This is a genomic window from Hymenobacter algoricola, assembly GCF_039539525.1.
GTDB classification, from domain to species: Bacteria; Bacteroidota; Bacteroidia; order Cytophagales; family Hymenobacteraceae; genus Hymenobacter; species Hymenobacter algoricola.
This window is the reverse complement of the sequence record NZ_BAABDH010000019.1, coordinates 1-10525: the sequence shown is the minus strand read 5'-3', so window position 1 is coordinate 10525 and position 10525 is coordinate 1. Positions and strand designations below refer to the sequence as shown.

The window sequence follows — 10525 nt, the reverse complement described above, 5'->3', positions numbered from 1 at the left end:
GGCTGACCACAGGCCGCTGCCACACGTTCGCGCAAATCAAGCGAGTAAGCTTTCATCCCAAAAAGGTAGGTCTAAATCCGTAAATCATCCTGAGAACCGCTCTAGGTACTCGGAAGCTGCATCTGCTGCTGCAACAACCGCTCGCGGAGAGTGGCATTCAAATGGGCCGCGACAAACTGCATCAGCTTTTGCAAACGCACGACTTGATTCTGCGCCAAAAGCGGTCAGTGCCGAAAACGACGAATTCTGCGCACAGCCTGCGTAAGTATCCCAACTTATTGGTGGACATCGCGCTTACAACACCACAGCAGGCGTGGGTCTGCGACATTACGTACTTGTGCATCGGGTTGGGTTTTGGCTATTTATCCTTATTGACCGATGCGTATTCGAAGCTCATTGTCGGCTACTGCTTGCATCCACTGCTTACAGTAGAGGGCTCGTTGAAAGCGTTAGAAATGGCCCTGCAAAGCGAGCAGCCCCACCCCGATTCCCTGATTCATCACTCGGACCGGGGCAGTCAGTACTGCAGCTTCGCCTACATTCAGCGGCTCCGCCCAGCGGGGATTGCCATCAGTATGACGCAACACGGCGACCCGTACGAGAATGCGGTAGCCAAGCGCGTCAACGGCATCTTGAAGACGGATTTCCGATTGAACAGAGTGTTTACCACCTTTGACGAAGCGGCCCGTGCGGTCGAGCAAAGCGTGCGCAACTACAACCACCTTCGTCCTCACATGAGTTGCGGGTATCTCACGCCGGCAGCCGCCCATGCCAGTACCGAGCCGTTGCAAAAGGAGAGCATCAAAAAGTGTGGGGCTCCGGTTTAAGCGACGCCGACGCCAAGGTCCTTATTCCAGGTCAATAAAAAAGGTCGTGCCCTCGTTCTCCTTGCTTTCGAGCCAGATTTTGCCTTGGTGCATTTCCACAATCTGCTTGGTGATGAACAAGCCCAGGCCTGTGGTGGTGTCGCCGTACAGGCCCGGCCGCGCGGCCGTGGTGAACTTGTCGAACACGTGGGGCTGCAGCGCTTCTGGAATGCCCAGCCCGGTGTCGTGCACCACGAGGCGGATGCGGCCTTTGAGCTGGCGCAACCGCACGCGAATCTTCCCGCCGGCGGGCGTAAAGTTGAGGGCATTGGAAAGCAGGTTGTCGAGGATGCGGCCGAACTTGTCGGCGTGGATGTCGGCGTGAATGGGGGTTTTGGGCAGGTTCAGGCGCAGGTGGATGCCTTTTTCCTGCGCCGAGAGGCGGAACACAGCCATGCGCTTATCCAGGAAGGCCCCCAAGTTGGTGCGGTGTTTTTTTAGGCGGGTGGCCTCCAGCTGGCCCAGAAACAGCACGTCGCGCAGCAGGGCGTCGGCTTTGCCGCAGGCCTGCTCCACCATACCCAACAGGTCCTCCACGTCCTGCCGGGCCAGAGCCGAGTCGATGCTGAGCACCCCGGCGTGGCCCCGCAGCATGGTCATTATCATGAGGATGTTGGCGATGGGCGCTTTGAGGTCGTGGGCGGCCAGCTGCAGGATGGTTTCCTGCGTGTCGTAGAGGTGCCGGTTGGCCAGCTCCAACTGCTTGCGCGCCGTAATGTCTTCCAGCGTGGTGTAGCCCAGCTCGCCCCCCTCGTCAGGAAAGAGCACCGATGTGACCCGGCACCAGAACGAGGACTTGTCCTGGCGCACCAAGCAGGTTTCCAGCACGAAGCTCGGCTTTTTGTGGTCCCAGAGCTGCTCCTGCAGCTGCTCCCAGTCCTTGACAAAGTCGGGGTGGGCAAAGTCGATGATTTTGCGCCCCACCACCTTCTTCAGGCTTTTCAGGCCCAGAAGGGTGGCCAGCGCTTGGTTGGCCTGGCGGATGCGCAGGTCCGGGTCAATGATTTTCTGGCCCATCGGCGAGTTCTCGAACACGGTCCGGAACCGGTCCTGGCTGCGCTCGTAGCGCTGGTCCGCCGCTTTTTGCTCGTCGGCGACTACTTTCTGCTCCCGCAGGCGGGTGTTTTTTTTCTGCAGGGATTGGACCTGCTTCTTTTTGGGGGTGGACGAAGCCGGGGTGGACGAGGGGGAAGCCATAAGACGAAGGAAATAACGAGGGGAAAGAGCCGGCCCGCGCTGCCAGGGGAGGGGCTGAGGCGGCGGCGTCCGGCTCCGGTATACGCCAAACGCCGCGCCCTCGTCCATGCGGCTGGTGGTGATGCAGCACCGGCCCATCGCCGGCTCCCTTACCAAGCCCCTCACCCGCGACAAAATCACCCAACTTCTTCCAGCGCACTTCGGCCACTCCGCACCGGCCAGCTCATTTGGCAGCAACAGCCACTTGCTTCCTGGACAGCATGAGCGGGCCATTCAAGTCCGCTCGGGCTGTTTTCGCTCCCTCAGCGGCCCAGGAAAAAGGCTTTCCCCTGGCCCCGGCTATTCATTGCCAAGCAAATTGTCGAATCACACGGCAGCGCCATCGGGCGCGAAAGCCGTGAACAGGAAGGCGCCGCCTTTTCCATGGAGTTGGCTTAGCGAGGCGCCCCGGCACTACTTTTGCGCGGCTGCGGTTTAACGGCAACAGGCCCCGTTCAGTCCCGGCTTTCCCGCTGCCTTGCTCTTTTGTATGATAAAACTTTCCAGCGTGCTGCTGGTCGACGACGACCAACTCACCAACGACCTGAACAAACGCCTGCTACAAGAGCTAGGCGTAGCCGACCAGTACCTCTCGGCCAACGACGGCGTGCAAGCCCTCGCGGCCCTGGAGCAGCTCGCTTCGGACGCCAACCCCACCAGCCCGGTCTTGGTGCTGCTCGACGTGAAGATGCCCCGCATGGACGGCATGGCCTTCGTCAACGCCTACCAGGAGCTGTCCGAAACCCAGCAACAGGCCGTGGTCATCGTCATGCACACCGCCTCTATGAGCTCTGCCGACCTCGGCCGCGTCGAGTCCCTGCCCATCGCCGGCCTGGTCAGCAAGCCGCTCACCAAGGAAAAGCTCGACACCATCCTCAAGCTCCACTTCCAGCGCCGCTTTCCGGCAACGTAGGGGCTCACCGAACCAGTTGCCATACGTAAGCAAGACGAGCGGGCCATCGGGCCCGCTCGCTTCGTTTCCACCCTACCCCTCAAAATGCGGCCGGTCCTTAAACCCCGGCCAGTCGCCGGGACCCCTCCGGGGCAACTGCACCCGCGCATCGGCCGCCTTTATCAGCCGCGCAATAGACTCAGCAGCAGCCCTGACCACGACACCAATACATCGGCCAGCAGAAACGCCACGTCCAGCGCCCGGCTCGGCAGAAAGTTGTGCTTCGACTCCCCGCCGCGTTTAATAGGGTGTTGTTAAACAAATAGGGGAAAACCTCCGACTCCCCTCCAATCAGCTTCAATGTTGGCCGTGGTTAAAAGTTTGGTCCAAAAGCCGCATTTGACCACAGAGTGGACGTGCTAAACGGCCAATAGTGCCCCAAAAAGGCCTTTTTCGGGTATCAACGAGCTTATCACCAGCTCCGGCTCTTAACGGTCAAAAGAACGGCATTCGAAACAGGTTCACCCAATCAAGTTGCCGTTAGAGCGCTGCTAATGGCTTTTCGGTACGCCATTCGAGTCTGGTAGGTGCCAAATGCGACTTTTGGACCAAACTTTTAACCACGGCCAGAGTTGGAGGCCTTCGCCCTCAAAGCCGATTGGGGCTACCAGAAAGTAGCCTTCCTGCGGCAGCTGCTGGAACGGTATCCGCTGGTTGGCTTCGTGCCGGAGCTGGCCAGCTTGTATGCCCGCCTCGATGCCTACAGCCAAGGCAAGCTGCGCGGCCAGCCGCTACCGGCCGGCATGAGCGCCCGCAACATGGGCAAGAACGACCTCTGGATTGCGGCCACGACGCTCTACCTGGACTTGCCTTTGCACACGACCGATAATGACTTTGACCACCTCCCTCCCCTGGGCCTGGCCCTGGTTAAAGAAGCCACGTAGCCCCTACATGAGAATCACGCTGGAAGTACCCGAGCATCGGGCGGCCTTTATGCTGGAGCTGCTGCGCAGCTTGCCCTTTGCTACGCTCCGGGGCCGGGCGGCGAAGACGGCCGCCCTGGACGAAACCGCGCACCTGTTGGCTTCCCCTGCCAACGCAGCCCGCTTGCGGGCCGCACTCGAGCGCGACCGACTGGGTCAACATGAAACCCACTCATTACCAGAGTGATTACTGTTTTGACTAGTCACGTGACTAGTCACGTGACTAGTCACGTGACTAGTCACGTGAGATACAAAGAGGTGCTTGCGCTCACGAGCCGAACAGCCGCTGCCATAATCCCTTTTTACCGGGCTCCGGTGCGGGGGGCAATTGCAACACTTCGGAGGGTTCGGGCAAACGCTTTTGCAGTTCGCCCAGCTGTTCGTTTTGGCTAAGTAGCAGTTCCTCAATGCGTCCAATGCGCTGACTATTCACCTGACCAGTCAGCGCGTTCAGCACGTCGTTTTGCTCTAGTAGGCGGTGTTGCAGCTGCTGAATCGTCTGGTCGCGCTCGGCCAACTGCTGTTGCAGTTGCGCTACATCTGACCCTGGCGCTGGCTCAGCAATGATTGGCAACGGCTTGGCAGGAGCGGAATACTGCTGCGTGAGAAACGCCTGACTAATCAGATACGTGTTGCCTTTGGGGGTCTGCTCGACCTGGACATGACTAGTCAGCGCCTGCTGTTTGACTAGTCGCCGGATGGTCTGCTCTGACTTATTAACTTGCTGAGCCGCTTGCTTTATAGTCAAAAATGTGGAAGCACTTTCCATAGGACGCGTGACTAGGGGTCCTCTCAGAAAACGGAAAATATAGCACGTTAAGGCCTGAAAAGGGGCCGTAAGGGCTGGAATTTGCCGGCTGCGCGTTTTGTGCGCCACGAATAGTCCCCGGTCAGGTTGATATGCTCCCAGCCCAACGGCGATAAGTAGGGCAAAAGCGCTTCGTCTACGATATGGCCGTGGGCCCGCAGGGCCTGCACGGCGCGCTGGAGATACACCGTGTTCCACAACACGATAGCAGCCGTGAGCAGGTTCAGTCCGCTGGCCCGGTAGCGCTGCTGCTCGAAGCCCCGGTCCCGGATTTCGCCCAGCCGGTGGAAGAAGACGGCCCGGGCGAGCGCGTTGCGGGCTTCGCCTTTGTTGAGCCCAACCTGTACGCGGCGGCGCAAGTCGACCCTCTGCAGCCAGTCCAGAATGAACAAACTCCGCTCGATGCGGCCCAGTTCGCGCAGAGCTACGGCCAGCCCGTTCTGACGCGGGTAGCTGCCGAGTTTGCGCAGCATGAGCGACGCGGTCACGGTGCCTTGCTTGATGGAGGTGGCCAGGCGCAGAATGGCTTCCCAGTGCGCCAAGATGTGGCGCACGTTGAGGGTCCCGCCCAGCAGCGGCTGCAAGGCTTCGTACGCCGGAGAGCCCGGCGGCACGTACAACTTCGTATCGCTCAGGTCGCGGATGCGGGGCGCAAAACGGTAACTCAGCAAGGGCATCACGGCAAACAGGTGGTCGGTAAAGCCGGCCGTATCCGTGTAGTGCTCCGCGATGCGCAGGTCCGACTCGTGGTAAAGTAGGCCATCCAATACGTACGTCGCATCGCGCACGCCGACATTAATTACCTGACTGCTGAAGGGCGCGTACTGGTCCGAGACGTGGGTGTAGAACAGCCGGCCCGGTTCGGCTCCGTACTTGGGATTGATGTGCCCGGTGCTTTCGGCCCGTCCCCCAGCGCGGAACCGTTGCCCGTCCGACGAAGAGGTCGTGCCGTCGCCCCAGTGGGCCGCGAAGGGATGGCGCAGCTGCGCGTTGACCAACTCGGCCAAGGCTAGCGAGTAGGTATCATCCCGGATGTGCCAAGCTTGAAGCCAGGAAAGTTTGGCGTGGGTGCTGCCGGGGCAGGACTCCGCCATTTTGGTCAGGCCCAGGTTGAGGCCATCGGCCAGCAAGGTCGTCAGCAACAGTGCCGGTTCTTTGGCCGGGACCCCGGTTTTCAGGTGCGTGAAGTGAGCACTGAATCCGGTCCACTCGTCGACTTCCAGCAGCAGGTCCGTAATCTTGACGTGGGGCAGCAGGCGGGCCACTTGGTCAATCAGGGCTTGGGCCGCGTCCGGCACGGCCGCGTCAAGGGGCGTGATTTTCAGGCCGGCCGCCGTCAGGCTCGCATCCGGCAATTCGCCGGCAGCGGCCAGGCGGTTGACCGTTTCCAGTTGCTGGGTTAGGAGCGCGAGGCGCTGTTGCAGGTAACGTTCCCCGTTCGGCTCCACGGCCAGCGGTAGCTCGCCGGCTTGGAGCAGTGCGGCAAACGGTTCCGCCGGCACCAGGTACTCCTCGAAGTCCTTGAACTGGCGCGAGCCCAGCACCCACATGTCGCCGGAGCGCAAGGCGTTTTTGAGTTCGGCTAGGGCGCACAGCTCGTAGTTGCGGCGGTCCAGTCCTTCCGCCGTCAGCACCAGCTTTTGCCAGCGCTTGCTAATGAAGGCCGTCGGCGCATCGGCTGGCAGCTTACGGGCCCCGGTCGCGTTCATCCCGCGCAGTACGTCAATCGCCGCCAATAGACTTCTTGCCACCGGGGCCGCCCGCAGCGGCAAGGTGGCCAGAAACGCCGGGGCGTAGCGGCGCAGGGTGGCGTAGTGCTCGCTCACGCGGTGCAGAAAGTCAAAGTCGGCCGGTTGGGCCAGTTGTTGCGCTTCCCCCACGCTGGCGGTGAATTCCTCCCAGGGGAGCACGGATTCAATGGCCGCGAACGGGTCCGCGCCCGTGGCTCGGGCCGTGAGCAGGGCTTGGCCGATGCGTCCGAACAGGCGAACCTGCTGGTTAATGGCCTTGCCCGATGCCTGAAACTGCTGTTGGTGTTTGTTTTTGGCCGCGTTGAACACCTTGCCCACGATGCGGTCGTGCAGGTCGAGTAATTCGTCCAGGACAGTGGCGGTGCCTTCCAGCGCCAGGGCCACCAGCGTGGCCAGGCGACGAGCCGGCTCAAACTTGGCCAGGTCGGCGGGCGTCATCTGTCCCCCTTCGCGGGCGATTTTGAGCAGCCGGTTTTGGTGCACCCGCCGCGCCAGGTCGGCCGGCAGGCCCAGCTGTTGCCACGCCGCGAGGCGGGCCAGGTGTTCCAGCATCTGCCGCGCCGTCGGGGCGGCAGGGGCTTGCCGGAGCCAAGCCAGCCAGGTCAGGGAACTGTCCTCGCGGCGGGTCAGCAGGTTTTCCAACGCCTGGACGGTTTCCGGGGTGAGGCCTTTGGTCAGGGTATGGTAGAGTTGGCGATTGGCCCGGGTCAGGGCCTCCGCGCTGAGGCGTTCGAGGACGGCAACCGTGGGTAAAAGAATGCCTTGACGGCGTAAGTGTCCCATTAGGGTCTGTACCAGCACCACGCCTTTGTCTGTTCGAAGGGCAACTTCGGTTAACCATGGCACAGCGGCCCGGTAATGAGGCAGGGCAAACGTCTGGAATCCAAAGGCCGCTTGCAGTTCCAGCAGGTGTTCCCGCCGGGTCTGCTCGCGTTGGCCATAGACTGCCCAGTCCGGTGCCGAAAGCTTCAGCTGGGTGGCCACGAACGCGAGCACGGATGGCGCTGGCAACTGGTCCAGGCCGAGCACCACGCCCGGAAAGCGGAGGTAGCAGAGTTGCACGGCGAAGCCCAGACGGTTGGCCGCGCCACGGTGCTGGTGAATCAACGACAGGTCGGCTTCACTCAGCGTGTACTGCCGGATGAACTCTTCGGACGTTTCGGGCAACGCGAGCAGTTGCTCCCGTTCCATCGCCGATAGGGTAGAACGACGAGGCATGGGCGGCGGGACGCAGGGCAGTTGGTGGGCTAGAGGTGGTGATTCAGTTCTGCCAATAAAAGCTAACTACGTAGTCAACTTTAACGTCCTTGATTAGCAGACCACTTCGTGACGAGTATAATTTAGCCGGGCTATCAGCGCGACGGCTGCGAAGCATTGTGGCGACTCTTTCTGCGAAGCCTAAGTACTCGTGCATAAGTAATCGTATTCGCTCGAACGTCATGCTGAGCTTGTCGAAGCATCTCTACCGCTTCGTTGAACGGCTCATGCGAAGCGGTAGAGATGCTTCGACAAGCTCAGCATGACCGCCTTTTCACTGTGCGTTTACTTATGCGTGACTACTTAATAGGGTAATTGATGTAGTTTCGTAAGTAGTCAGGCAGGTATAATAGGGGCGGCTGAAAGCAGCGCGAGCGGCACTAAGCGGTACAAATAGCGGTAGGTCAGGGCGAGGGTTAGGGTCACAACTGCCATCCAGCAGCTGACCAATAAGGGAGAGCCCAGAATGCCGTAGCTGGCCAGAAAGCCGCTGGCGAGCAGCGCGTTCAGCCCACCCAGCAGAACGGCAAACGCGAGGGCGAAGGGCAGCAGAAAGAAGCCTAGAAAATACCAGATGCGGCCCCGGCCCTGTAGCGTGGTGTAAGCCCGGACCAGCGGCGGCACCGTGGCCAGCAGCACCAAGGCCGCACCCAAAGCCCAGGCTATCGAGTACGGCAACACCTTGCTCAGGGCATATACTTCGTCGTTGCCGCCCATCAGCGCCCCCAGGATGCGGGCGAAGGGTAGGGTAGCAAATACCAGCGCAAAGCCCAGCGACCGGCGCGCCGCCGTCTGGCGCGGGCTGAGCAGAAAATAGCCCCACCAGCCCATGGCGAAGGTGAACAAAGGGCCAGCCCAAGTGGCCGCGAAGTTGGTCCAGACGTGCCCGGTTTGGCAACTCGCGCACAGACTCCAGACGTTGAAGTCGCGGGGGCCCCAGCAGCCGCACAACAGCCGGCCCAGCCCAGTGTGTACCAACTCATGCGCTTCCGCCATAAAAAACAATAGCGCGACAAAGGCCAGTAACGACTTCCAGGTAGGGCGGAGCTTCATGGGAATGGGGAGCAGAGGGAGCAAAAGAGTTGTGACAGCATATTGCCTATTGCGCCAGTCGCACCCGGCCGCTGCTGCTGGTGTGGCTGGTAATCTGCGGATGGCCGCTCACCACCACCGAGCCGCTGCTGCTGAGGTGGGCGTCGAGGGTGCGGGCGACGTTCACCTGGCAGCTGCCCGAGCTGCTGAGGCGGGCCCGGCAGTCCTGCACCACTAGCGCCTGAGTATTGATGCGTCCCGAGCTGCTACTGCCCAGCGACGAATACGCACACACGCCCGCCGCTGTGATGCTCCCCGAGCTGCTGAGCGTCGCCCGCAGCGTATCGGCCCGCAACTGGCGGATGGTCATTTTTCCCGAGCTGCTAAGCCCCGCCCGCACGCTACTCGCCTGCACCTCCCCCAGCAGCAACTGGCCCGAGCTGCTAACCCCCAGCGCCAGGCGTTGGGCCTGCACGGTGTCGGCCTGCAAGCGGCCCGAGCTGTTCACGGCCAGCCGGCGCACGGTGGGCATCGTCACGTACACCATCACCGGGCCGGTCAGGGTCGTGGTTCGGATATTGAATTTGACGGGGCCAATCCGCGTGCTAGTCAGCGCGGTAGAGATGCGTAACTGGCTATCAACGACAACGGTCTGCACCTTGAGCAGGTCGTCAGGCGCAGCCTCCACCACGACGCGTTGCGGGCTGCCCTGGCGTACTATCACAGAAACCCGCGTGTCCAGCCGCACGGCCGTGAAAGCCGGTAGCTCGCGGGTGTCGCGGCCATCGGAGCCGGTGGTTTGGGCGGTGGCCCGCTGCGAGAGCGCTGGCNAGAAAAGGGCGATTCCAAGCAATTTAGAGGGGATGCGAAGCTTATCAAAAAGGATTTCCTTTTTGATAAACATCAAATTTTCTGCCGGCAATAATCACTGAATCAATTGGTTAGTTGCTTAGCGTGTAAAACCGCCCTTTTGGAACAAGAACCCCTGGCAGGGCCAGGAGCAGCAGGACGAACAGGCGGTGGAAGCAGGTAAAGGTGGGCATCGGAAAAGGCGTCGGCTGATGGATGGCTCAAAGGTGGGCCGCCCCCTTTCCCGGGCAAAAAACATTATGCCAACACCCTAAAACCCGATGTTACCGCCCAAAAAAAGCTTTTTTACCATTTCGCATCCCAAAACCAGTCTTTCGCATAAAAAAGATGCGGGCGCTACCGTGCGGCGGTAGTTTTGGACCCTTCCTTCTAACCAGGCCACCCGCTCCGGTTACTGGTTTTTTCGCTCCTTTATATGCACAAGTCTTCCACCCGTTGGCATCTGCTTGGTTGGCTGGCCTACGCCGGTTACGAGGTAGTCGGCAAGTTTTTAGAACATTCGGCCACCCCGCTGCGCATGAAGCTGTGGCTCGGGGCATCCCTGCTGCTCGTCCAGATGGTCGGGTTCTACGTGTGCTACCTGCTAGTGTATCCCCGGTTCCTGCGTGCCGGACGCACGGCGGCGCTGGCAGCGGCGCTGGGCGGCGTAATAACGCTTTTTATGGGGCTGCGCGCCTTCATCGACGAAGTTATCTACCCTGCGGTGCTGGGGTTTCATAATTACGTTAGGGGCTTAGGAAGCAAATCGAGCTTAGAGGGGCCGTTGGCGAAGTTCTTTGAGCAAGACTTTATACACGTTTTCGTAGCGATGGTTGAAGCGAAATTCACAT

The 10525-nt window shown here is 60.7% G+C and carries 10 protein-coding genes; 5 read left to right on the top strand and 5 right to left on the bottom strand.

Going from position 1 to position 10525, the window contains the following annotated elements:
- The first annotated feature begins 83 nt into the window (after window positions 1–83).
- The gene (locus ABD842_RS06105) at window positions 84–827 is read left to right on the top strand and encodes an IS3 family transposase (protein ID WP_345111492.1); all 744 of its coding nucleotides are present in this window, start codon (window positions 84–86) and stop codon (window positions 825–827) included.
- A 21-nt stretch (window positions 828–848) separates the two neighbouring features.
- Here the strand turns inward: ABD842_RS06105 and ABD842_RS06100 are convergent, their stop codons facing one another.
- Window positions 849–2063, bottom strand: a complete 1215-nt coding sequence (locus ABD842_RS06100) for a PAS domain-containing sensor histidine kinase (RefSeq protein WP_345111489.1) — start codon at window positions 2061–2063, stop codon at window positions 849–851.
- A 529-nt stretch (window positions 2064–2592) separates the two neighbouring features.
- On the opposite strand from ABD842_RS06100, the gene ABD842_RS06095 reads away from it, so the two are divergent.
- From ABD842_RS06095 to ABD842_RS06085, 3 genes are all read left to right on the top strand, one after another.
- Window positions 2593–3015, top strand: a complete 423-nt coding sequence (locus ABD842_RS06095) for a response regulator (RefSeq protein ID WP_345111487.1) — start codon at window positions 2593–2595, stop codon at window positions 3013–3015.
- 611 nt (window positions 3016–3626) lie between these two features.
- Entirely contained in the window at window positions 3627–3938 is a 312-nt protein-coding gene (locus ABD842_RS06090; RefSeq protein WP_345111484.1) for a PIN domain-containing protein, read from the top strand.
- 7 nt (window positions 3939–3945) lie between these two features.
- A complete protein-coding gene (locus ABD842_RS06085; protein WP_345111481.1) occupies window positions 3946–4164 on the top strand; it encodes a hypothetical protein in 219 nt (72 codons plus the stop codon).
- Window positions 4165–4245: 81 nt separating this feature from the next.
- On the opposite strand, the gene ABD842_RS06080 is transcribed toward ABD842_RS06085, so the two are convergent.
- From ABD842_RS06080 to ABD842_RS06065, 4 genes are all read right to left on the bottom strand, one after another.
- Window positions 4246–4746, bottom strand: coding sequence for a DNA-binding protein (locus ABD842_RS06080; RefSeq protein WP_345111479.1), 501 nt, complete (start codon window positions 4744–4746; stop codon window positions 4246–4248).
- A gap of 47 nt (window positions 4747–4793) precedes the next feature.
- Window positions 4794–7754, bottom strand: coding sequence for a Tn3 family transposase (locus ABD842_RS06075; protein WP_345111476.1), 2961 nt, complete (start codon window positions 7752–7754; stop codon window positions 4794–4796).
- A gap of 375 nt (window positions 7755–8129) precedes the next feature.
- Window positions 8130–8846: a hypothetical protein gene (locus ABD842_RS06070; protein WP_345111473.1), complete on the bottom strand. Its 717-nt coding sequence runs from the start codon at window positions 8844–8846 to the stop codon at window positions 8130–8132.
- 46 nt (window positions 8847–8892) lie between these two features.
- A complete protein-coding gene (locus ABD842_RS06065) occupies window positions 8893–9729 on the bottom strand; it encodes a GIN domain-containing protein (protein ID WP_425553157.1) in 837 nt (278 codons plus the stop codon).
- A gap of 381 nt (window positions 9730–10110) precedes the next feature.
- Between ABD842_RS06065 and ABD842_RS06060 the strand changes: the two genes are divergently transcribed.
- On the top strand, window positions 10111–10525 hold a 415-nt coding region (locus tag ABD842_RS06060), incomplete at its 3' end, for a hypothetical protein (protein WP_345111467.1).

Coding starts and splice junctions, on each gene's coding strand:
- ABD842_RS06080 (WP_345111479.1), bottom strand. CDS start 4,746: ATGGAAAGTGCTTCCACATTTTTGACTATAAAGCAAGCGGCTCAGCAA.
- ABD842_RS06095 (WP_345111487.1), top strand. CDS start 2,593: ATGATAAAACTTTCCAGCGTGCTGCTGGTCGACGACGACCAACTCACC.
- ABD842_RS06100 (WP_345111489.1), bottom strand. CDS start 2,063: ATGGCTTCCCCCTCGTCCACCCCGGCTTCGTCCACCCCCAAAAAGAAG.
- ABD842_RS06075 (WP_345111476.1), bottom strand. CDS start 7,754: ATGCCTCGTCGTTCTACCCTATCGGCGATGGAACGGGAGCAACTGCTC.
- ABD842_RS06070 (WP_345111473.1), bottom strand. CDS start 8,846: ATGAAGCTCCGCCCTACCTGGAAGTCGTTACTGGCCTTTGTCGCGCTA.
- ABD842_RS06085 (WP_345111481.1), top strand. CDS start 3,946: ATGAGAATCACGCTGGAAGTACCCGAGCATCGGGCGGCCTTTATGCTG.